Below are 22,878 nucleotides of genomic sequence, written 5' to 3' on the forward strand. Positions count from 1 at the left end.
AAAAGTTATGTAAGGTTGTAGCGCACGAGTCAACCACACCTTGGCAACACCCGTTGCGGAGCGTGTAAAAACTGTTGCGTGCGGTAAGAAATGGTAGAATGAACAGTCAAATGCGCTGTCGTTTCTGCCTCCCGTGACATGGTTTTCTATCTCCCGTAGTACGAACGGTTGCGGCACACGGTGCAAATGCGCAGAGCGTAGGCAAAATGTCGGACAACAAAGTGTAGAGACCATATCGGGGTAAAAGTGCATGCACTATGTACTGCACCCTGCACTCAACATACAATGTAAAATTTACAATCATGAACAGGATAAAGTTGTTAGCATACAAAGGCACAATGTCAGCCGCCATGGTGCTCAGCTTGGCCATGGGAGTGAGTTCGTGCAGCTACAACCAATTTGCGGGAGTGGCCACGGGCAGTTCGTTAGGTGGTATGCTCGGTTCGAGCATAGGCGGACTGATGGGCGGTCCGCGAGGTGCTGACAGAGGCACCTTGGCCGGCATGATAATAGGTGGTGCGGTAGGAGCCGCAGCCACTGCTCCCCATACACCAAAGGCTGACACGCAAAACGACAGTTACGCCTACGGCAACGATACCCCTGGCAGCGGCAACGATGTGCAGTATGGCACCTACAACAATCCGCGCTACAAGTCGGCTGTGGCTGTCCATAGCGATTTGCAGTCACTCGAGGTGAGCAACATACATTTTCTTGACGACAACAACAACCAGCGACTCGACGCCGATGAACAAGCCTGCATCGTGTTCGACATTTATAACCGTGGTTCACGCACTCTCTACAATGTAGCCCCCAACATTGTGTGCAGCAACAAGCGTGTAGGCATCTCGCCAGCCGCCACAGTGGCCAGCGTGCTGCCGGGGCAGGGCATACGCTACAAGGCCACCGTTGTGGCCCCCCATCGCCTGAAGGGGCAGCCATTGCGCTTCACCATCAGTTTTGGCACGGGCAAACAAGCCGTTGTGGCCAAGGAATTTAGCATTTAGCTTTATTGGTTGACAAGTTGACGGGTAAGTATCTCAAGTTTCGGATTTAGCAAGGGCGGGCTGAAAGCCCAATGGAGCCCATAGCCCAGGGCAAGCGAAGCGGCACCCTGGGTATCGCGTGTTGAAGCAGTCGCGCCCTGTAAGGGCAAAAGCTTTAAGACATGGTGCAGGTGTTGAACAAAACATACATGCGATATTCCACTTTAAGACCGCGAATTTATCTGTCATGTAAGAATAACAACATAAAGGATTAAGGCTTTTGCCCTTTCTGGGCGCGACTGCTCCAACACGGGGGCCCCAGGGTGTCGCTTCGCTTGCCCTGGGCTGTGTGCTACATTGGGCTTTTATTGACATCATCGGCTGCGGCTCAGCAATTCAAGCAAGCTTGATTGCATTCGCCTTGCACGATGATTCAGCCCGCCCTTGTTAAATCCGAAACTTCAGTAAGTATGCTTTACGCTGCTTATTACGTTAAAGTCAGAATGGTCAGAAACAAAACAAACTTACCCGTCAACCTGTCAACTCATCAACTCATCAACTCATCAACTCATCAACCCGCAAACCTGTCTACTAAGCACCGTAACTATATATGAATGCAACCACCGCCAACACCTGGAATCGCTATTACCGTCCCATATTGCAGCTTGGTGTGCCCATTGCCATAGGCCAGTTGGGCGTTATCATCATGGGTTTTGCCGACACCATGATGGTAGGGCGCTTCAGCACCGATGCACTGGCAGCCGCCTCGTTTGTCAACGCCGTGTTCAACCTTTTTGTCTACATGATGTTAGGTTATAGCTATGGTTTGACTCCCCTCATCAGTTCGTTGGTAGGGCAGGGGCGTCGGGCTGAGGCTGGCGGCACCTTGAAGTATGGCCTGATATGCAACCTCGTCTTTGCCCTGTTGCTCATGCTCATTTTGGGCGTAGGTTACTGCTTTATTGACCGCATGGGGCAGCCCGCCGAAATATTGCCATTGGTACGGCCCTATTACATAACCATTGGTGCCTCGCTCCTGTTTGTGGCACTGTTCAATGCCCTGCGCCAGTTTACCGACGGCATATCCGAAACCTCTACCGGCATGTGGGTCATACTTGTGGGCAATGTGCTCAACATTGTGGGCAACTTTGTGCTAATCTATGGTGTTGGACCCTTTCCGCGCCTCGGTTTGCTTGGTGCCGGTGTCAGCACACTCACGGCACGCATCATAATGGCCGTCATCATGGTGGCCTTGCTACTCGGGCGCAAGCGTTATGCCGCATATCGCCAGGGCTTCTGCCAGTCGGCAGTGCGCACCGCCAGTTTGTTGCACATCAACAGGCAGTCGTTCCCCATCTCCCTGCAAATGGGCATGGAGAGTGGTGCCTTCACCGTGAGCGGCATCATGGCCGGTTGGCTTGGTGCCGTCGATTTGGCCACCTACCAGGTGATGATAACCCTTGGCGGACTCGGTTTCCTGCTGTATTACAGTTTTGGGTCGGGCATCACCATACGTGTGGCCCACTTCTATGGCCAGAACGACTGGAGCAGTGTGCGCAGCACCACGCGTGCCGGCGTGTTCATATTGTTAGGCATGGCCGCCATATCGTCCATGATATTCTATTTCGGTGGCGAATTTATCATACACGGTTTCACCTCCGACCCCGCCGTCATATCATTGTCCCTCACCCTCATACTGCCCATGATACTCTATCAGTTGGGCGACTCCATGCAAATATGCTTTGCCAACGCCCTGCGAGGCACCTCGCACGTGATGGCCATGATGTGGGTAGCTTTTGTCAGCTACGTGGTAGTCAACATACCGGCTGGCTACTTGCTGGCCTTCCCCTGTGGTTTAGGCGTGGTGGGCCTGTATCTGGCGTTCAGCATCGGTCTTATTTTGGCCGCGAGCCTTTTTGCTTGGAACTTTTACAAGGTAATGCGCCGCGTGGCATGATGGGTAGACGGGTTGACAAGTTGACGGGTAAGTTTGCCAAGCTTCTTACCATTCCAGCATAATAAGTAGCATAACCGCACACTTACTTTTCAACCCGTAAACCAAGAATAGTAGCTAACGTTCAGCGGCATCTACACCTTGACATCGCAGTATTAAGTATTTAATTTATGAAGAAATGAAGAGGAATATTACTTGTTTGATAATGTGTGCAGTGTCTTGTGCCATGGTTGCACAAACCACCGGCGAGGAGGCTGGGCATACTTGGATTGATATGGGATTGCCCAGTGGCATTAAATGGGCTTCGGTCAATATCGGTGCCAATCGTCCTCAAGACGCAGGCAGTTACTATGCGTGGGGCGAAACGACCTCGAAAACAAGCTATCGGTGGGCTACCTACGCTCATGGCGCAGGTTATAAATCGCTCACGAAGTATTCAAATGCTGATGGTTTAATGTCGCTCGATGCCACCGATGATGCCGTTACCAGCACATGGGGTGGCACATGGCGTATGCCCACCAAGGCAGAGTGGGCAGAACTCCAAGCGAATTGCGATTGGACATGGACTGACGACTACAACCAAACAGGCGTTGCAGGATATGTGGTAGCAAGCAAAAGCAGCGAAGCCTCACTCTTTTTGCCTGCGGCAGGTTGTCGTTATGCCAATCAGTTTAACGAGAAAGGCGTACACGGATATTACTGGTCGAGTTCGCTCTACCAAACCTCTACTTACTGTGGCTCTGCCTACCAGTTGCAATTTACCCAAGTTTATGCCAAGCCAGATTGGAATTACGCCCGCTATTATGGCTCTTCTGTGCGTGGTGTGTGTAATCCCTAAACAACAAAGCGTGTGGGCGTCACACAATCTTCAGTGTGGAGAATGGCGCCTAAAATGATATTAAACATCTACTTGATACAGATAAAATGAGAAAGACATCAATTATATTTGCATTGATATTCGCGCTGAGCACCATGTTCCCCACTTCTTCGGCAAAAGCTAAGAGGGTGCAATATTGGGCAAAAGGCGTCAGCGTAGAGGGCGGCTGGTACAACACCTTCCAGTTTACGAATGGTTGCTGGGCTGCAGTTAGTAGCAACATGATAGCTTGGTGGCAAGATCGCATAAAGGAACGGTACATCTATACTGGTAAATGCTGGGACCCAGAGGAAATCAATCGGGAATTTGATCGCAACTCCTACTTTGGCGATAATGGTGACTATGTGTTTAAGGCCCTTGATTGGTATCTGAAAGAGACGCATCCAACCATTGTTTACTCACGTTCCGATATTTCTCAGAACTACCTCCCCGTGGGCGACTACGATAATCCAATCATCTTCACGCGAGGCTGGATAAATTCCAACGAAGAGATATTAACCGAGGTGTTGCTGAGGTATTTCACTACGGGTAACTACATTGCACAAATTCGTGACAACAACCACGCTTGGACATTGTGGGCGATTGAAATAGATACTGAAACTAACACCATCACGCGTATATGGGTGACCGATTCTGTGCCCAATGATCGCAGTAATCCCAAAAAGGAAATATTTGCCCTCGAACCCAAACACTGGAATGACTATTTCTATTTTGAACGAGGAATCTACGATGAGGAGAATAATGCTTGGGACGTTCAGGCCCTACACCCTGAGGAGTTGACCTTCTTTGGTATAGAAGGCCGATTCTTAGTCGATTCCGAAGGCGAACCCGTGTTCGAGTCAAACACGCCCGCAACTCCCACCCAAGTGGAAGTGAAGATGAGCGCAGCCACCCAACTGCAAGACGTGGCATCTGTTGCCACCTTTAGCGCACCCTTTAACGCGGTAGTGCCCAATGGTGCAAAAGCATGGTATGTTAAGCAAGTTGACGGCGACATGGCACAACTCACTGCGGTGCCCGAAGGCTATGCCATTCCTGCCGAGCAAGGCGTTTTGTTGACCACAAACTCTGCAACCGATGTGCTGGTTATGGAACAAGCTGACGCTTCGACCCCAGTGGCCGAACTCACAGACAACCGTTTGCAAGCCAACGCACAGGGCGACCACGTGATAGCATCAGACGACAATGCTTATGTGCTGGCTTCCCAACAGGGGCAAATGGCCTTTTACCGTGCCAAAGTGGGTAGCACATTGCCACGCTACAAGGCATATTTGCAATGGAACGCTACGCTACCTGCCATAACCATGAACTTTGGCGGCACGCAAACCTCGGTAAGCAATGTGGTGGAGACTGGCACAAACGTGCCCACCGCGGTTTATGGCATCGACGGACGTAAATGTTCAACCACTCAAGCCAAGGGCATGTACATTGTAAATGGTAAAAAGATAATGCTTAACCCCTAACGACATAAATATGACAACAACTATAAGAAAGGCGTACTCCGCCCCCAAATCGCAGCGATACGCTTTCGTTGCGGAACAATTATTGGCCATATCGCCCGGAATTGGCGTCAACGACGACGTTGAAGTTGATGCCGGAACCTCGTTTTCGAACGCTAAGAGTTGGGACGGCACGAGCTGGACAAACCACCCTGCTGAGGAATAATCATCAAACAACAATACATTCAAAACATGAACAATACCTTTTTACATCTGCGCTGGCTGACATTAGCCGTAGCGGTGTGTCTGTCAGTTTTGGGCGCAGGCGCCCAGAGCTTCAAGCCAGGCACACTCTACCACCTGGTGTCGGCGCTCAAAGGACAGGTGGTCGATGCCAATGGGCAGGGACACCTTGCGCTGTCAGCACTCAACGAAAAAGATGCCGGACAGCATTTCGTCATGTCAGAGCTTTCGGGCTCGTGGCGCATTATCAATCCCTTCAACAACCAGGCTGTGCGCTACAACGGCAACGGTGTGGAGGCTGGTGAGAATAACGGTTCTGACGAAGCCCAGCTGTGGCGCGTGGTGGCCGACGGCAGCCATTACAATCTGGTGCCAACCAACAATCCTGGCAAGGCTGCGGCTGTGCAAGGCAGCAAGCTTGTGCTGATAGACAAAGCCAAGGCGGCAGGCAACAAGGCCGCCCAATTCAGTCTGGCCGAAGCCGCACGTGCTGGTTTTGATGCCGAACTGACCTATCGCATACGTTCGGTGCAGCACCCCGACATGGTGCTCGGCAATGGCGACTCGGGTGAGAACAATGCCCATATAGTGGGCGAGACTACCGACAAGGACAACCGCGGGCAGTACTGGAACATCAAGATGCTCGACCTCGACCGCCGTGTGGTGGCAAATGCCTTTTACACCCAGAACTTTGACGATGGTGGCGGCAATGCCTCGATAGACTACCTGCTGCAGTGGCCGGCACAAGATGGTGTGTGGAACAATGCACAATTCTGCTTTGAACCCGTAAAGGGCCAGACCGGCACTTACATCATTCGCTCGGTGGGCAAAACCAAGGCCGGCAAAATGTACAGCCTCGTAAACGGCCAACTGAAGAGCGTGGCCTACAACGCCAAGGACAAAGCCGCATGGTTTACCTTCGAACAGGTGGAAAAACCAAAAATCAAATCCCCCTATTGGGAGGACGAAACACGCTTTGCCGAAAACAAAGAAACCGGCGTGGCCACCTACTTGCCCTATAACAATGAGCACGAGATGCTGGCCGACAAAGCCTACTACAACACTCCGTGGACCAAGCCCCAGACCGGACGCTATATGTCGCTCAACGGCACGTGGAAATTTCACTTTGTGCCCGAACCCTCGCAGCGCCCACTCGACTTTTGGCAAGAGAACTACGACGTGAGCCAGTGGGACACCATACCCGTGCCCTCAAACTGGGAAATGCTGGGCTACGACAAACCCATCTACTGCAATGTAGAGTATCCGCACGCCAACACGCCGCCGTTTATCAAGGCCCGTCCCGGCTTCAACGATGGTGGCAAGAACTATGGCATCGACCCCGTAGGCTCGTATGTGCGCACATTCACCGTGCCCGCCGATTGGGACGGCCGCCGCACCTTCATACATTTTGGTGGCATTTATTCGGCAGCCTTTGTGTGGCTCAACGGCCAGTATGTGGGTTACACCCAAGGCTCTAACAATGTGAGCGAGTTCGACATAACCAAATATCTGCACAAGGGTGGCGAAAACCGTCTGGCAGTGCAAGTGTTCCGCTGGAGCGATGGCTCATATCTTGAATGTCAGGATATGTTCCGCATGAGCGGTATCTTCCGCGAAGTGTATCTTTACAACACCCCCAAAATGGCCGTGCGCGACCATTACATCACGTCCGACATCACCTTTGACAAGGGGGGCGACATAGCCCAGGCAAAGGTGAATGTGCGCCTGACGCTCGACAATCGCGACAACCTTGCCGGCAAGAAGCAAGTGTGCGTCAAGATATTCAATCCTGAGGGCACCGAAATACAAGAGCAGCGCACGACACTTGGCGGTGCTGACGGCACACAGACCAACGTGGCACTCGATGTGCCAAATGCCGAGCTGTGGAGCGCCGAGCACCCCAATCTCTATACAGTACGTGTGGTGCAGAGCGATGAACAAGGCAATGAGGAAATGGCCTTCTCAACCAAATATGGTATATGCAAAGTGGAGGTAAAGAACTCGCTGCTTTATGTCAACAACAAGCGCGTGTTCCTTAAAGGCGTAAACCGTCATGACACATCGCCCAAGCACGGCCGTGCCGTTACTGTGGACGAAATGTTGCGCGACGTGACGCTCATGAAGCAGAACAACATCAATACCATACGTACCTCGCACTATCCTAACGATGCGCGTATGTATGCCATGTACGACTATTACGGACTTTACACCGTGGACGAGGCCGACCTTGAGGACCATGCCAACCAAAGCATTTCAGACCGCAAGAGCTGGATACCTGCCTTTGTCGACCGCATTGACCGCATGGTGCTGCGCGACCGCAACCACCCCTGCGTGGTGATGTGGAGCCTTGGCAACGAGGCTGGTGCTGGCGCCAACTTTAAGGATTGCTACGAGGCGGCCAAGCGTCTTGACACGCGCCCTGTACACTATGAGGGCACACGCATCAGTCTGCCCTATGGTGGCGAACGCTACTCCGACTTCTACTCGAAGATGTACCCCGGCATGGACTGGATGGCGCAGAACACCTCAAACCTCGACAAACCGATGTTTATCTGCGAGTATGCACATGCCATGGGTAATGCCATTGGCAACCTCGACCAGTATTGGGACGTAATAGAGAAATCGAATGCCACCATTGGCGGCTGCATCTGGGACTGGGTAGACCAGTCAATCTACAATCCGCAGCTGATGAAGCAGGGCATCTACCGCCTCACTACGGGCTATGACTATCCAGGTCCGCACCAGGGCAACTTCTGCTGCAACGGCATTATCAATAGCGAACGCCAAGAGGGTGCCAAACTGAAGGAGGTGAAGGCCGCTTACCAATATGTGAAATTCAACTTGGTGGGTGTGGACAAGCAGAAGAACACGGCCACTGTCACGCTGCGCAATACCTACTTGTTCCAGAATTTGAAGGACATGAACTTGTGCTACGAGGTGGTGAAGAACGGTCGTGTGGTAAGCACCAAGACCATTAAACTACCTGCTGTGGCTCCTGCCGACAGCACCACACTTGTACTCAAACTGGGTAAGGCCGATTTGGCCAAAGCTGAGGCCAATGGCCAGGAGGTGCTGCTCACACTGCACGTGGCTTTCCGCACAGCACAAAGCTATGCCGCAGCCGGTCACGAGGTGGCACTCAAGCAATTTACCTTGCAGCAGCGCGGCACGCTGCCTGCACTGAAGTCTGATGGCAAAGCGCCCGAAATGCTTTCAACGTTGTCGCTCGACCAAACTATTATTGGCAACGACAAGGTGCAGCTTACTTTTGACAATGAAACGGCACGTCTCACTTCATTAGCTCTTGGTGGTCGCAACATCATTGCCGACAACCAGGGCTTTGAATACAGCAACCACCGCTGGATTGAGAATGACCGCTTTGGCAACACTGCCAACGGCTTGCAGCCCAAGGGCGATGTGCGTGTGGAGCAGGTGAACGGCAACACTGTGGTGAAGACAACCCGCAAAGGCTCGCTTTGCGACACGGAGATAGACTACACCATCTACCCGCAGGGCGTGGTTGATGTGGAGGCTCGCTTTACACCGCATACTGCTGAGCTGCGACGCGCCGGACTGGTGTGTATGCTCGACTCGTCACTCTCGAAGGTGGACTATTACGCGCTCGGTCCGTGGGAGAACGCTTGCGACCGCCGCGATGGTGTGGTGGCTGGCCGCTATACCACAACCGTGGCAGGCATGGTAGAGCCTAACATGAAGCCGCAGAGCACTGGCAACCGTGAGGAGTTGCGCGAACTTACGCTCAGCGACAAGTCGGGCTTTGGTGTGAAAATCGAAACTGAGGGCCGTGTCAACTTCTCGGCACTGCCTTACACCGACGAGGACTTGATGAACGCCCAACACTATTGGGAGATGCAGCCGCGTCCCTACACCGTGCTGCACCTCGATGCTTGGTTGCGCGGTTTGGGCAACGCCTCGTGTGGCCCGGGCACACTGCACATGTTCTACGTGCCCGAAAAGCCGATGACCTATAAGCTGCGCATTTCAAAGAAATAACAACTGAATAAAAGTTTGGCGTTTCAGCAATGTATGGTTACTAAGTTTGTAACTTTGCAATCGTACATTGTTGAAACGCCAAACTCTTTTTTGTAAGGATATGAAAAGAACTATATTCGTGCTGCTTGTGCTGCTTTGCAGTTTGTGCGCCAAGGCGCAGACTGCGTGCTCGCCGGTGGCATCAGACATAAAATATGAGGTGCGCGCGGCATGGCTCACCACCCTTATGGGACTCGACTGGCCGCAGCGCCCCGCCACAACCGCAGCGCAAACTGCCGCACAGAAGCAAGCGCTGTGTGAAATGCTCGACCGCCTCAAGGCCATGGGCATTAACATGGTGCTGTTTCAGTCGCGCATACGTGCAACCACTGCCTACGCTTCGGCTATAGAACCTTGGGACGGTGTGTTTGCGGGGCGACCCGGACAACGGCCGCTTTATGACCCGCTGCAGTTTGCGGTGGACGAATGCCACAAGCGTGGCATGGAATGCCATGCCTGGGTGGTGGCGTTCCCCATCTGCAAGGTGGCGGTGGCCAAGCAACTTGGCAAACGCGCCCTGCCTGTGCAGCACCCCGAACTGTGCCAGCGGTGCGGTGACCAATGGCTGATGGACCCTGGAGTGCCGGGCTCTGCCGAATATCTGGCTAAGGTGTGTCGCGAAATTGTGCAAAACTACGAGGTGGACGGCATTCATCTCGACTACATACGTTACCCCGAGAGCAGTGTGCCCTTTAACGACGACCGCACTTATCGCCGCTATGGCCATGGGCAGAACAAGGCCGCATGGCGCACGGCAAACATTGACCGCTGTGTGCTGGCCATACATGATGCGGTGAGAGGGGTGCGCCCGTGGGTAAAGCTGAGCTGCTCGCCCGTGGGCAAGTATTCTGACTTGTCGCGCTACTCCTCTTACGGGTGGAACGCGCGCGACGCTGTGTCGCAAGATGCCCAGCGCTGGTTGCGCCTGGGGTGGATGGACATGCTCTTCCCGATGATGTACTTCGACGGCAATCATTATTATCCTTTCCTTGCCGACTGGAAGGAGCACGATGCCGGTCGCCCCGTTGTGCCCGGACTCGGCATTTTCTTTCTTAACTCCCGCGAAAAGGATTGGCCGCTCCTTACCGTGCAGCGCCAGATGAATGTGGCACGCAGCGAGGGCCTTGGCGGCCAGGCGTTTTTCCGTACACGTTTTTTGCTGAACAACGAGAAAGGGCTTGCCGACTGGTTGCAAACCTCGTTCTATGCGCGTCCCGCCTTGGTGCCCCCCATGCGTTGGCAGGACAGCATTCCGCCCGCATCGCCCCAGGTAACCCAGAGGCTTGATGGGCAGCACCTGCACCTTGAATGGTCTGCCGTGCACGATGCCGATGGCCCGGTGCGCTACAACGTTTACCGCCTCGACCCCACGTTTGGTAACGTCTTACTATCTGTGCGCACCACCGCCACCCATTACGACTGCATCCTCGCCCTGCCCGCCCTGCGCCACAGCCACTATGTGGTAACCGCCGTCGACGTGTATGGTAATGAGAGTGGGGGAGAGTAATACGGGTATGGACTTTTGTTCTTTAGTCATTATGTCCTCCGTGTTAGCGGATAACTATAAACATATGCCTGTGAGGGGAAAATGTGGCGTTTCTTTGTTCGTGAATTGTGAAATCTGCCGCTAACGCGGAGAACATAAGGACATAAGAACAAAAGAAATTACGTTTGTGTTAGCCGCTTAGCGCGGAAAACATAGGCAACATAAGTTTACATAAGACACACAAAAGGCCGCTGCGCGGCTGGCCACGGACTAACGTCCGGGTGGCCCAAGAGACATAAGGGCTACGCCGTAGCGTTTAATGCTATTGCTTTTTTGTTTATGACGCTCATGGTCGTAACGGCATAGCCCTTCTGTTCTTGAGGGCATATGGACGCAAGTCCATGCCCGTATGTCTTGAAGCACTTTTGTTCTTATGTCCTTTTGTTCTTATGTTCTCCGCGTTAGCGGCTCGCTACGGCGTCAGCCCTTATGTTTCTTGGGTCACGCGGACGTCAGTCCGTGGCCAGCCGCGCAGCGGCCTTTTGTGTATCTTATGTAAACTTCTGTTGCTTATGTTTTCCGCGCTAAGCGGCTAACACAAGCGTTATATCTTTTGTTCTTCAGCCCTTATGTTCTCCGCGTTAGCGGATAACTATAAACATATGCCTGTGAGGGGAAATGTAGCGTTTCTTTGTTCGTGAATTGTGAAATCTGCCGCTAACGCGGAGAACAAAAGGACATAAGAACATAAGAACAAAAGAGTTTCAAGACATACGGGCATGGACTTGCGTCCATGTGCCCTCAAGAACATAAGAGCTACGCCGTAGCGTTTAATGCTATTGCTTTTTTGTTTATGACGCTCATGGTCATAACGACGTAGCCCTTATGTTCTCCGCGTTAGCGGCTCGCTACGGCGTCAGCCCTTATGTTTCTTTGGCCACGCGGACGTTAGTCCGTGGCCAGCCGCGCAGCGGCCTTTTGTGTATCTTGTGTAAACTTCTGTTGCTTATGTTTTCCGCGCTAAGCGGCTAACACAAACGTTATGTCTTTTGTCCTTATGTCCTTTTGTTCTTATGCTCTCCGCGTTAGCGGCAAATCTCATTGAGTACCACATTCTTCTGACTCCATCACTTCCTGCGCCGTTGAATGGCGCGGTCACCATGGTGTTACGCACCAGTTTGCTCACGGGCACAAACCCTTTGTCAGCTTGGTCTCGCCGTTGCACCTCGGGCGTGCGGTCAAGCACATTATAGCGCGTATCGCACATCTCGTCCATAAGGGTGATGGCTTGTTCTGTCAGACCGCAGTTCGTCGTGTGGCCAGTTGTTTGCGGTGTACAATTAGTATCATTGCCCATGCGTTTTTGCTGTTGGGGTGTTTCAGCCTTTTCACTTTGCGGTTCCGCGCTATGTCCGATAGCGTCTATCAGTTTGTCAACGCCACGTTTCACAATGGCATCGGCATAGCGCAGCATTCTGTTAAGCATTCGTTTCATGGTAGTTACTACAATTTGGTTTGATATAAAAGCAAAGTGCTGCAAAGGTAACACCAAGGCATTGCACCCAACAAAAAAAGTGTACAATTTGTACACAAATATTTGCCCCCTCCCCGTCTGCCTACATGTAAAAGAGTGCGAGTAATTTTACTGCCATCTTACACTTTTTGCACATAACAAGTTGATATTCAGATATTTCAAGAGTGTAAGATGATTCCAAAGTATCTTACACTCCCCTGCATACATCTTACACATCACACCCCGTTGTCTTGCAGTCGGTTTTGTCGTATGCGGTGGGTTTTACGCCATAGGGACGTAGAGGTATCTGTCGGAGCAACAGACTTTTCTGCTCCCCTATGCCGTAATATCCTCCTCCCGTGCTTGTGTCGTGTGGCAGCATGTAGGTTGTGTAGGTTGCGTGTAAGTGGAATTTGTAACATCTTACACTGATTAAAGTATTGATAACCAATGAGTTGTAATGTGTTAGTGTAAGATGTAAGATGCTCGGCGTGTAAGTTATTGTAGTATGGTAAAGGCCTCAGGTACCACTTTTTCGTCTTGCACCTTTTAACGTAACCCATCGATTTTCAATACACGCCATTCGATGGCACAAAAAGTGATGGAGTTTGGAGTTCTCCACTATTCAGTCCAAATATTGTTTGCGGTGTACATTTGCAGACTTTCAGCGTAATGATAGGTTGGGTATGTTTTGTATGTTGCAAATGAAGCATAGTAAATATGGGGCAAGCACAGATGTTTTGTGCTTGCCCCATTACATTCAGCCTTTGATGTAAAGGCTTACTTAATTGCCAAACGTATAGTTTTAGTGCATACTCCGTCTGTTACACAGAGTAGGTACATTCCAGATTGCAGGTGTTGCGTTTGCATTTTTATGTTGCGTGTGTCAGAACCATTGTCTGTTGTCGAAGTGGTGGACAAGACCGTACCGCTTATGCTATATAATTTTGCGGAGATTTCGTTTCTCGTGCCATTAACAACAAAGTCCACTCCTTGTGCATTTGCTTTGTTTATGGTGACAGTCATTTCTCCAGACTGTGTATTGTCAAGTTTGACATTGCCGATAGCAGTCGGGGCGGGAGTAGAGAATATTTGTTCTTCGCCATATGTGGTGCCGTGCTCTGTTGTTACGTAGGCACGCACGCTGTAGGTTGTGTTTGGCTCAAGATTTTCAAGTGTGGCAGTCATGCGTTGGCCTGTAGATATAATCGTTTGATGGTTATCTTCTTTGGTCGCAGTAACGTAACGTGTAGAAGTGCTTTCTGTACTGCTGTGTTTCCAGTATTCAAAGCCTTGCTCTTTAATCTCATCAGAGCCGGCAATGACAAACGCTCTTACTGTTGCCGTTGTTTCGTTGTCGCAATTAACTTCAAACGTACGTACGGTGGGGTCAAAGTAAACGTATGCGTCAGCAGTTCCAAAGGCAGACCACTCACCATACCACGTCTTGCCACTATTACTTTTGTAGAATGGGCGGAATTTGTAGTAGGTGTTCGCACTCAAATTACGTAGAGCACCAGTCATGATTCCATCTATAATGGGGCAATTTGCCTTAGAGCTTGGTACAAGTTCGGGGGCGTCGTAGCGTCGCCATTCAAACCCTGCATTTGTCTCGTCATCACTCATGTTGGTTGTGGCACAAATGAGTGCCACTGTGTTTGATGTGGCTTTTGCCTCTGCTATGGTCTTGAGCTCTAAAGATGGGAAACTTTCGCCGAGGAAAGAAGGGGCCTTGCGATATAGCCTTGTCTCTTCTCCGTTTTTGACTATAACAGCATAGCTTGGCACATCTCCATCTGCTAAGGAAGTTCCAGGAGTTTGGCCTGAAACGAGTAACGTATTACCATGTTCGCTAATGGTGGCATTGTCGAAAGTCCACCCCTCGTCTATAATGTTTGCGTCATTGTCTCTCATTTCAATGTAATGTTGGTCAACAGACCCTTTTATGGTATAGGTTGTGGGGGTTATGGTTGTATTGTCAATCGAGGTTCGGATAAATACGCCATAAGTCTCAAAAGTCCAAAGAGGACACTTGTAAATAGGATCGCCATTGTTGTTAAATTCTATATAATTGATATGGCCACTTTCATTAGGCCATAAATTGGTGATCGTGACAGTTTGGGGCTTGCTGTCGTATTTTAATTCATGGTATTTATGGCCGCAATAGAGAGCGCATCTAACCGGCTTGTCTATTTCTGGATCAATGTCTATCCTTATGTCTTCAATCGTTACATATGTTTGTCCTTCAATAAGCCTACTGTAAGTGCCGAATGCCTTCGTCTTTATTTCTTGACTTGTAGCACCAATTATTGTTCCCTTTTTGTTAAAAGTTTCAATAAAAATTGTGTATGTCCGATAAGGGCTTAAATTGCGTAAGATGTAGCGTCCATTTTCGTTGCTTATAGGTTCTCCGTAGTCGTAGTTGAGACGAACAACAGTGCTGGTGCTGTCAAATGGAATGCTGAAATAGTCTTCCCAAAGATCGTTTCCCCTTAAGTTGAAAGCGATAGTACGTGAGTGAACAGTCTCATTGCATATTTGAGCTGCATCAATAGGTATAATATCTCTACCTATAGTGTATCTTTCGGAAGATGGTGCATATAGTTGGTTAATGGTGGCGCCAGATAATAAATTCCGATAAAAGTCTATAGTTTTGACAGAAGTAATACCTATTTTGTTGATATGTGCGTTGTGAAATGGCATTTCGCCTACTTCTGTGATACCTTTCCCTATAATTATTTTGTTCAGATTGTCACAACCCGCAAAGGCATTTGAAGCAATTGTTAAATCTGAAATGCCATCTTCAAATTGAAGATTGTGCAGGCTGTCACATTCGAAGAATGCGCATGGTATTATGGTTTTGACCGTTTTTGGAATGGTGTAATCTGCTATGCCGCCAGGAAAAATTATAAGACTGTCTTTCTTTGAGTTGAATAGTGCGGTTCCATCGGACGAATAGTGTGTATTACGCTTGTCAACTAAAATTGATTCCAACGAATAACACGTTGAAAGTCCTGAATTTAGAGGAAGCTTTGATAGGGAAGATGGAAGGGTTATTGTATGGAGGGAAGTACACTCTCCGAATGAAAAGTATCCAATTTCTAGAAGTCCTTCGTTCAGAGTTATTGATGCTAAATCTGTTTGTGAATGAAAAGCATGGTCTTTCAAAGTCTTAACGGTAGAGGGCACAACGTATTTGGTTAATGGTATTGCTGTGTAGAGGATGCTGCCATCTTTATTGAATATTGCTTTTCCGTCTGTTGATAGATAGGGGTTTGATTCATTGATTTTAATTAAACTAAGCGACTTGCATTTATTGAATACTTGAGATCCGATGTCGTGCAAACTGTCGGGAAGTGTAAGTTCGCTTAAAGACGTGCATCCACTGAATGCCTCTCCACTAATCCATTGTAAACTGTTGGGTAGCGTAATATGTCTTAATGATGTACAATCACTAAAAGCTTCCCCTCCTATGGTTCGCAGACTTTGAGGGAATTCAATCTCGTAAAGTGATGTGCAACCATTAAATCCCACCACAGATTCTATTCCCTCATTAAGCCGTAACTTTTGTAATTTAGTGCAATTTGAAAAAGCTTTCCAGGATATTTGGTGAATTGTACCAGGTAATGATAATTCTATTATGTCCTTGCTGTTTTCGACGCTAAGATCACCACGTCCAATGGCGTCAATTACGTAGTTCTTAGATTTGTATTGTATTTGTTCCGGGATGACCACAATGCCTTTAAGGTTGTTGTCAGAAGCAAGTCCCGTCATTGTCGCACGATTTTCACCATCAACTAATTCATATGTTATGCCATCTTGGGTAATGGTCTGTGCGGCTGTTGGCATAGATGCTGCCAAGCAAAGCAGTATTGTTGTAAGAATATTTTGTATATTAATCATATTAAGTGTGATTTTATGGTTAGAAGTTAGTAAACGATGTGGAAACTTTGGTCAAGAATATTTTTTCATCATAAGCGTAGGTTTTATTTTCCTATCAGTCTCCCATTAATAAGAATATTGAAAAAATGTGTACTTCATTCTGTTCGTCTATATACAAAAAAAGCGTGGGAGTCTGTATCTGTCACTTGTCCCACGTAACCAGGCCTTCGCATTGCCTTTCCCCGAGGACAAGCAACATTTAGAAACCCACGCCGATATGCGAGTATAGATACAATACGCCCAAAGTATTCGTGCCGCAAATAGGGCACGAATACAATAAGGGCTATCATACCTATGGTAAAGTATGCATACCCAATGGGCATCTATTGTTGCATTGTTCTTAACGGGGATTGAAGTTGCGAAGTTCGGTCACGTTCAGAACAAAGCGCAAATAAACGCCTTTCCATATATGGAACCCAACCCCTATAGTGCAATCACATGAGGAATGCACTCGGCGTGGATTCGGTGACAAAGGTAAGGACTAAAAGAGTAATATGCAAAAAATAGGGTGGAGATATGGAGGCTGCGGGCTAATATTAGTCATAAACGGAAAAAACTTTCCGAAAAAGTTTGGCAGTTCGGAGGAAATGCTTACCTTTGCACTCGCAAAACAGAAATAAACGCTGTTGAGCCGAAATGAATGCCTCTTTAGCTCAGTTGGCCAGAGCACGTGATTTGTAATCTCGGGGTCGTTGGTTCGAATCCGACAAGAGGCTCTTAAAAGAGTTAGGAAAGTGAACGCTCGCTTTTTCTAACTCTTTTTTTGTGTTTCATATTTGCTTGCGGTGGCTGCATTGATTACCTTTGCAGTATGAAACAGCATCTTACAATAGTTAAAGTGGGCGGAAAAATTGTTGAGGCGCCCGATACTCTCAACCAACTTTTGCAACGTTTCTCGGCACTCGAAGGGCCGAAAGTGCTGGTGCATGGTGGCGGACGTACTGCCACCGATGTGGCGGCGCAACTCGGCGTGGAAACTCGCATGGTGGACGGTCGTCGCATTACCGATGCCGAAATGTTGCGTGTGGTGACGATGGTGTATGGCGGACTGGTCAACAAAAATGTGGTGGCCAAACTGCAAGCTTGTGGCGTGAATGCGCTCGGGCTGACGGGCGCCGACATGAACGTGATACGCTCGCACCGACGCCCGTTGAAAAACGGCATAGATTATGGCTATGTGGGCGATGTGGACAAGGTGGACGCCGACCGTCTGCAACTGCTCATAGATGCTGGTATTACCCCGGTGATGGCTCCGCTCACGCACAATGGCGAGGGTGATTTGCTCAACACCAATGCCGATACCATAGCCGGCGAAACGGCCAAGGCTTTGGCGCAGCACTACGAGGTGACGCTCATTTACTGCTTTGAACATGCCGGTGTGCTGGCCGATGCCAATGACGAGGCCAGCGTGATACGCCGCATCACCCCCCAGACGTTTGAGCAACTCAAGGCAGACGGCATAGTGTCGGGCGGTATGTTGCCAAAGATAGAAAACAGCTTGATGGCGGTAAAGGCTGGTGTGAAGCGCGTGGTAATAACCAGCGCCGATAAAATAGGTACAAACGAAGGTACGAGCATAGAATAACGAATGAACAAATATGAAATAATGGCCCCGGTGGGGTCACGCGAGAGTTTGGCTGCTGCGCTCAAAGCCGGTGCCGACTCCATATACTTTGGCATAGAGGCACTTAATATGCGTGCCCATAGTGCCAGCAAATTTACTATTGACGATTTGCGCGACATAGCTGCACAATGTGCTGCACAGGGCGTAAAGTCATACCTGACGGTAAACACCATTATATATGATGAGGACATTGACCTCATGCACCGCATTTGCGATGCGGCACACGAGGCAGACATTTCAGCCATTATAGCCTGCGATGTGGCAGTGATGAGCTATTGCAACCGCATAGGCCAGGAGGTGCATCTGTCTACCCAACTCAACATATCAAATGCCGAGGCACTGAAGTTCTATGCCCAGTTTGCCGATGTGGCAGTTTTGGCGCGTGAACTCAACCTTGAGCAGGTGGCCAAAATACATGAGGCCATAGAGCGCGACCATATTTGCGGACCCTCGGGGCAGCCCATACGCATAGAAATGTTCTGCCATGGCGCTTTGTGCATGGCAGTGAGCGGCAAGTGCTACCTCTCGCTCGACAATCTTGGTCGTTCGGCCAACCGCGGGCAGTGCATGCAAGTATGCCGCCGCAGTTATACGGTGCGCGACCGCGAAACAGGCATAGAACTCGATGTGGACAACAAGTACATCATGAGTCCTAAAGATCTCAAAACCATTGGTTTCATAGATCAAATGATGAAGGCTGGCGTGCGCGTGTTCAAAATAGAGGGCCGCGCCCGCAGTGCCGAGTACGTTTACACCGTGGTGCAGTGCTACAAAGAGGCCATTGCCGCAGTAGAGGACGGCACCTTCACGCCCGACAAGGTGGCCCAGTGGGACGAGCGGCTGAAGTCGGTGTTCAACCGCGGTTTTTGGGACGGCTACTATCTCGGTCAGAAACTTGGCGAGTGGAGCAACGTGTACGGCTCGGCTGCTACCGAAAAGAAACAGTACATTGGCAAGGGTCAGAAATACTTTTCAAAGCTCGGCGTTGGCGAGTTTTATATTGAAGCCGGTGAGTTTGAGGTGGGCGACAAGTTGCTCATTGTAGGCCCAACAACCGGTGCGCTTTATGTGACCGCTACCGACATACATGGCGACCACGGCCATGTGGACAAGGCGCTCAAGGGCATGCGTGTGGCCATACCTGTGCCCGAGAAAGTGCGCCCGAGTGACAAACTTTATAAGATAGTAAAGACTGGTAATGAATAACCCCATATTGCTCTTCGACTTCGGTGGTGTGCTTGTCGACCTCAACCGTCCGCGTGTTGAGGCGGCGTTCGATGCTTTAGGTTTCGACATACGTCCGTACCTTGGCACTTACAAGCAGTCAGGCATATTCAGCCAGCTAGAGCAGGGTCGCATCACCACCCACGAGTTCTGCAACGAACTGCGTCGCTTGAGCGGCCATGCCAACTTGGACGACGAAGCCCTTGTGGCTGCGTGGCAGAGTTATCTCGACACGGTGCCGGCCGACCGCCTCGACATGTTGCTCAAAATCAAGCAACACTACCACGTGTGCTTGTTGAGCAATACCAACCACATACATTGGCGCATGGCCGAGGACACACTGTTCTGCTACAAAGGTTTGCACGTGACAGACTTTTTTGAGCATATATTCTTGTCGTGCGAGTTGGGCGTAGAGAAACCCGCCCCCGAAATATTTGCCAGAGTGGCAGAGGGCATAGGTGTGCCCGCCGGCGACATCTTGTTTTTCGACGACAGCGAAGTAAATTGTGAGGCGGCGCGCCAATGCGGCTTGCAGGCCCTTGTAGCCCCCGCCCACAGCGAATGGCTAAAATACTTTGACGAAAATGGCAAATTACACACTTCATACGTTCAAGCACAACCTTGATAATTCGACAGGTTGCTGCGCAGCCATAGGTTTTTTCGACGGTGTGCACCGCGGTCACTGCTACTTGATAGAGCAAGTAAAGGCCGAGGCTGCCCGCCGCGGACTCATGCCTATAGTCATCACCTTTGAGGAACACCCGCGCCTGGCCTTGTCGCAAACGCGCTATTGGCCAGAGTTGCTCACCACCAATGCGCAAAAGTTGCAACTGCTGGCACAGACGGGATTAGCCGCTTGTGCCATGTTGCACTTCGACCACACCATGTCGATGCTCACCTCGCGCGAGTTTATGGAGCTGGTGCTGAAAAAGGAACTCAACGTGCAGTGCCTGCTCATAGGCTACGATCACCATTTTGGTTCCGACCTTTCGGCCGGTTACAAAGACTACGTAAAGTATGGCAAGGAACTCGGCATAGAAGTGTTGCGCGAGCGCCCCTTCGACACCGACGACCTGCGCATCAGTTCGTCAGCCACACGCCGTTTCCTTACGGGTGGCAATGTCGAGATGGCGCGAGCCTGCCTCGGCCGTCCCTATCAGCTTGAGGGCAGCGTGGTTGAGGGCCGCCATGCCGGTTCGCTCATGGGGTATCCCACAGCCAACCTCCGTCCCGATTGTGCCGAACAACTTGTGCCCGGACGCGGTGTTTATGCTGCACGGGCCGAAATAGACGGTTTCCGCTATAAAGCCATGGTCAACATAGGCTGGCGGCCGACACTCGACAATGGCAGCGACCAAACCATCGAGGCCCACTTGCTCGACTATGACGGCGGCGACCTTTACGGCCACCATCTCAAACTCAGCTTTTACCGCCGCGTGCGCGACGAACACCGTTTCGACAGCATCGAAGCCCTGCAAAAGCAACTTGCCATTGATGCCGATGTGGTACGAGCCATGCTCGACGACGTAAATAGCTGACAACCGATGCCGCAATAACAACACACAAAACTAAACTAAATACACACTTATGACAGCAATAACTATGTTGGTACTGTTCGTCGCCGTTCAGTTGGTGACGGGCCTTGGGGCATTATTGTTTTCAAATCTCGACAAGTTGGGCACCGGTTATCCCATCGACCAACTTACCGTTTCACCCATGGCCACCGGCATCTCCATGCTGGTAGGCGAGGGGCTGTTGGCGTTAGGCCTGTGGCTATGGTTCTTCCGTTTTGAAAAGGGCGTGCGAGCCAAAGCCACCGAGCGCCCAGAGTTGTTAGGCATATTCAAGTTTCACAAGCTCAAGCGTGATGTGGTGCCCGTCAAGCCGACTTGGTGGCAAGTGTTGTCGGCCATTCTGGGCGTGCTGATGATGGCCATAGCCCTGTCGCAGGCCCTCACGACCCTCGGCATGAACAACGATGCCGACATGGCACTCTTTCAAGGCATGCTCGGCAACCCCTTGTGCTGGTTGTTGTTGTGCATAGTCGGGCCGGTGTGCGAGGAGCTTGTCTTCCGCGTAGGCATTGTGCGCACCCTCTACCGCCACAAAGTGCCTGGTTGGGCCGCTGCAGCCATAGGTGCATTAGCCTTTGCCCTGGTACACGGCAATGTGACACAAGGCATACCCGCCTTCATCATAGGCGTTGTGCTCGGCTTGTACTATTTGCGTTCGGGCAATTTACGTCTGTGCTTGCCGGCGCACATCGCCAACAACACGTTGGCTGTGGTACTCATGGCGTTAGGCCAGGACGATGCTCCCGTGTCGTGGTGGAGCATAACCATTCGCGTTGTAGTAGCCCTGCTGCTTGTGGCTGGTGCCCTGATGCCCTTGCACCGTACGGACAAGGCTGCACAGGCCGCTGCTTAGAACCGTGCCGGTGACTCTAAAAAAAGATATACAAAATCCCCACTTACAAACTACATATAAATGAAAATAGGAACGCTCGACCTTGGCGACCGCCCAGTGGTGTTAGCCCCCATGGAGGACGTAACCGACATCGGTTTCCGTTTGCTTTGTCGTCGTCTTGGTGCGTCAATGGTATATTCCGAATTTGTGGCAGCCGATGCCTTGGTGCGCATGGTCAACAAAAGTCTCGAAAAACTCACCGTGTGCCAGGCCGAGCGCCCAGTGGCCATACAGATATACGGCAAGGACCCCGTGGCTGTGCGCGATGCTGGGCAGATAGTAGTGGAGCGTGCCCACCCCGATGTGCTCGACATCAACTTTGGCTGTCCCGTCAAGCGTGTGGCAGGCAAGGGGGCTGGTGCTGGTTTGTTGCAGGACGTGCCCCGCATGCTCGAAATAACCCGTGCAGTGGTCGATGCTGTTGATGTGCCCGTCACCGCCAAAACCCGTTTGGGCTGGGACGCCGAGCACAAAATAATAGTGCCGTTGGCCGAGCAACTGCAGGACTGCGGCATACAGGCACTCACCATACATGGGCGCACCCGTGCCCAGATGTACACAGGCGAAGCCGACTGGAGCTTGATAGGCGAGGTCAAGCGCAATCCGCGCATGCGCATTCCCATCATAGGCAATGGCGACATCACTTCGGCGCAAGGTGCCGTCGGGGCATTTGAGCAGTTCGGGGTAGATGCCGTCATGGTAGGCCGCGCCACCTTTGGCCGCCCCTGGATATTTAAGGAGATACACGATGCCTTACACGAGGGCGACCACAGTGTCGATGATGTCATACCCAGCCAGTATGCGCCTATGACAGCCGATTGGAAACTCGATGTGCTCAAGGAGCAAGTGCGCCAAAGCGTGGCGCGCATTGACGAGTACCGCGGCATACTGCACATACGCCGTCATTTGGCAGCCACGCCTTTGTTTAAGGGACTTCCCAATTTCCGTCAGACGCGCATCAACATGTTGCGTGCCGAAACGGTAGAAGCCTTGTTCGACATTATGGAGAGCACCCGACCACTCATACGCGAGGCTGAGGCGGCAGGCACCGCATTGCAATCTTAAAACTGATAC

General features: G+C 50.8%; 16 protein-coding genes and 1 tRNA gene. 14 read left to right on the top strand and 3 right to left on the bottom strand.

Going from position 1 to position 22,878, the window contains the following annotated elements; genetic code table 11:
• The first annotated feature begins 302 nt into the window (after positions 1 to 302).
• From BQ5453_RS03355 to BQ5453_RS03385, 7 genes are all read left to right on the top strand, one after another.
• A complete protein-coding gene (locus BQ5453_RS03355; RefSeq protein WP_071122154.1) occupies positions 303 to 1,004 on the top strand; it encodes a hypothetical protein in 702 nt (233 codons plus the stop codon).
• 589 nt (positions 1,005 to 1,593) lie between these two features.
• On the top strand, positions 1,594 to 2,940 hold the full coding sequence (locus BQ5453_RS03360; RefSeq protein WP_071122155.1) for an MATE family efflux transporter: 1,347 nt from the start codon (positions 1,594 to 1,596) through the stop codon (positions 2,938 to 2,940).
• A 175-nt stretch (positions 2,941 to 3,115) separates the two neighbouring features.
• Entirely contained in the window at positions 3,116 to 3,775 is a 660-nt protein-coding gene (locus BQ5453_RS03365) for a hypothetical protein (protein WP_143033285.1), read from the top strand.
• 86 nt (positions 3,776 to 3,861) lie between these two features.
• The gene (locus BQ5453_RS03370; protein ID WP_143033286.1) at positions 3,862 to 5,277 is read left to right on the top strand and encodes a hypothetical protein; all 1,416 of its coding nucleotides are present in this window, start codon (positions 3,862 to 3,864) and stop codon (positions 5,275 to 5,277) included.
• A 10-nt stretch (positions 5,278 to 5,287) separates the two neighbouring features.
• Positions 5,288 to 5,479, top strand: coding sequence for a hypothetical protein (locus BQ5453_RS03375; RefSeq protein WP_071122158.1), 192 nt, complete (start codon positions 5,288 to 5,290; stop codon positions 5,477 to 5,479).
• A gap of 26 nt (positions 5,480 to 5,505) precedes the next feature.
• Positions 5,506 to 9,510: a glycoside hydrolase family 2 TIM barrel-domain containing protein gene (locus BQ5453_RS03380; protein WP_071122159.1), complete on the top strand. Its 4,005-nt coding sequence runs from the start codon at positions 5,506 to 5,508 to the stop codon at positions 9,508 to 9,510.
• 100 nt (positions 9,511 to 9,610) lie between these two features.
• Positions 9,611 to 11,056, top strand: coding sequence for a glycoside hydrolase family 10-like protein (locus tag BQ5453_RS03385; protein WP_071122160.1), 1,446 nt, complete (start codon positions 9,611 to 9,613; stop codon positions 11,054 to 11,056).
• A gap of 985 nt (positions 11,057 to 12,041) precedes the next feature.
• On the opposite strand, the gene BQ5453_RS03390 is transcribed toward BQ5453_RS03385, so the two are convergent.
• From BQ5453_RS03390 to BQ5453_RS03395, 3 genes are all read right to left on the bottom strand, one after another.
• A complete protein-coding gene (locus tag BQ5453_RS03390; protein WP_143033287.1) occupies positions 12,042 to 12,530 on the bottom strand; it encodes a hypothetical protein in 489 nt (162 codons plus the stop codon).
• 247 nt (positions 12,531 to 12,777) lie between these two features.
• Positions 12,778 to 12,930 carry a hypothetical protein gene (locus BQ5453_RS14320; RefSeq protein ID WP_154668736.1) on the bottom strand — a complete coding sequence of 51 codons (153 nt, stop codon included), beginning with the start codon at positions 12,928 to 12,930 and terminating at the stop codon, positions 12,778 to 12,780.
• A 398-nt stretch (positions 12,931 to 13,328) separates the two neighbouring features.
• Positions 13,329 to 16,451 carry a leucine-rich repeat protein gene (locus BQ5453_RS03395; RefSeq protein ID WP_071122162.1) on the bottom strand — a complete coding sequence of 1,041 codons (3,123 nt, stop codon included), beginning with the start codon at positions 16,449 to 16,451 and terminating at the stop codon, positions 13,329 to 13,331.
• 681 nt (positions 16,452 to 17,132) lie between these two features.
• Between BQ5453_RS03395 and BQ5453_RS03400 the strand changes: the two genes are divergently transcribed.
• From BQ5453_RS03400 to BQ5453_RS03430, 7 genes are all read left to right on the top strand, one after another.
• Positions 17,133 to 17,206 (top strand) — tRNA-Thr (locus BQ5453_RS03400).
• A gap of 95 nt (positions 17,207 to 17,301) precedes the next feature.
• The gene (gene argB, locus BQ5453_RS03405) at positions 17,302 to 18,075 is read left to right on the top strand and encodes an acetylglutamate kinase (RefSeq protein WP_071122163.1); all 774 of its coding nucleotides are present in this window, start codon (positions 17,302 to 17,304) and stop codon (positions 18,073 to 18,075) included.
• A 3-nt stretch (positions 18,076 to 18,078) separates the two neighbouring features.
• The gene (locus BQ5453_RS03410; RefSeq protein WP_071122164.1) at positions 18,079 to 19,320 is read left to right on the top strand and encodes a peptidase U32 family protein; all 1,242 of its coding nucleotides are present in this window, start codon (positions 18,079 to 18,081) and stop codon (positions 19,318 to 19,320) included.
• Positions 19,313 to 19,963 carry an HAD family hydrolase gene (locus BQ5453_RS03415; RefSeq protein ID WP_071122165.1) on the top strand — a complete coding sequence of 217 codons (651 nt, stop codon included), beginning with the start codon at positions 19,313 to 19,315 and terminating at the stop codon, positions 19,961 to 19,963. Before BQ5453_RS03410 ends, BQ5453_RS03415 begins: the two co-directional genes overlap by 8 nt.
• Complete coding sequence (ribF, locus tag BQ5453_RS03420; protein WP_071122166.1) at positions 19,923 to 20,876, top strand: riboflavin biosynthesis protein RibF; 954 nt, start codon at positions 19,923 to 19,925, stop codon at positions 20,874 to 20,876. Before BQ5453_RS03415 ends, ribF begins: the two co-directional genes overlap by 41 nt.
• A gap of 49 nt (positions 20,877 to 20,925) precedes the next feature.
• Entirely contained in the window at positions 20,926 to 21,765 is an 840-nt protein-coding gene (locus BQ5453_RS03425; RefSeq protein ID WP_071122167.1) for a CPBP family intramembrane glutamic endopeptidase, read from the top strand.
• Positions 21,766 to 21,825: 60 nt separating this feature from the next.
• Complete coding sequence (locus BQ5453_RS03430) at positions 21,826 to 22,869, top strand: tRNA dihydrouridine synthase (RefSeq protein ID WP_071122168.1); 1,044 nt, start codon at positions 21,826 to 21,828, stop codon at positions 22,867 to 22,869.
• The last annotated feature ends 9 nt before the right edge of the window (positions 22,870 to 22,878 follow it).

Source organism: Prevotellamassilia timonensis, assembly GCF_900106785.1.
In the GTDB taxonomy this organism is placed as follows: Bacteria; Bacteroidota; Bacteroidia; order Bacteroidales; family Bacteroidaceae; genus Alloprevotella; species Alloprevotella timonensis.

Coding starts and splice junctions, on each gene's coding strand:
- BQ5453_RS03385 (WP_071122160.1), top strand. CDS start 9,611: ATGAAAAGAACTATATTCGTGCTGCTTGTGCTGCTTTGCAGTTTGTGC.
- BQ5453_RS03370 (WP_143033286.1), top strand. CDS start 3,862: ATGAGAAAGACATCAATTATATTTGCATTGATATTCGCGCTGAGCACC.
- BQ5453_RS03430 (WP_071122168.1), top strand. CDS start 21,826: ATGAAAATAGGAACGCTCGACCTTGGCGACCGCCCAGTGGTGTTAGCC.
- ribF (WP_071122166.1), top strand. CDS start 19,923: ATGGCAAATTACACACTTCATACGTTCAAGCACAACCTTGATAATTCG.
- BQ5453_RS03380 (WP_071122159.1), top strand. CDS start 5,506: ATGAACAATACCTTTTTACATCTGCGCTGGCTGACATTAGCCGTAGCG.
- BQ5453_RS03425 (WP_071122167.1), top strand. CDS start 20,926: ATGACAGCAATAACTATGTTGGTACTGTTCGTCGCCGTTCAGTTGGTG.
- BQ5453_RS03395 (WP_071122162.1), bottom strand. CDS start 16,451: ATGATTAATATACAAAATATTCTTACAACAATACTGCTTTGCTTGGCA.
- BQ5453_RS03360 (WP_071122155.1), top strand. CDS start 1,594: ATGAATGCAACCACCGCCAACACCTGGAATCGCTATTACCGTCCCATA.
- BQ5453_RS03355 (WP_071122154.1), top strand. CDS start 303: ATGAACAGGATAAAGTTGTTAGCATACAAAGGCACAATGTCAGCCGCC.
- BQ5453_RS03365 (WP_143033285.1), top strand. CDS start 3,116: ATGAAGAGGAATATTACTTGTTTGATAATGTGTGCAGTGTCTTGTGCC.
- BQ5453_RS03410 (WP_071122164.1), top strand. CDS start 18,079: ATGAACAAATATGAAATAATGGCCCCGGTGGGGTCACGCGAGAGTTTG.
- BQ5453_RS14320 (WP_154668736.1), bottom strand. CDS start 12,930: ATGCTGCCACACGACACAAGCACGGGAGGAGGATATTACGGCATAGGG.
- BQ5453_RS03375 (WP_071122158.1), top strand. CDS start 5,288: ATGACAACAACTATAAGAAAGGCGTACTCCGCCCCCAAATCGCAGCGA.
- BQ5453_RS03390 (WP_143033287.1), bottom strand. CDS start 12,530: ATGAAACGAATGCTTAACAGAATGCTGCGCTATGCCGATGCCATTGTG.
- BQ5453_RS03415 (WP_071122165.1), top strand. CDS start 19,313: ATGAATAACCCCATATTGCTCTTCGACTTCGGTGGTGTGCTTGTCGAC.
- argB (WP_071122163.1), top strand. CDS start 17,302: ATGAAACAGCATCTTACAATAGTTAAAGTGGGCGGAAAAATTGTTGAG.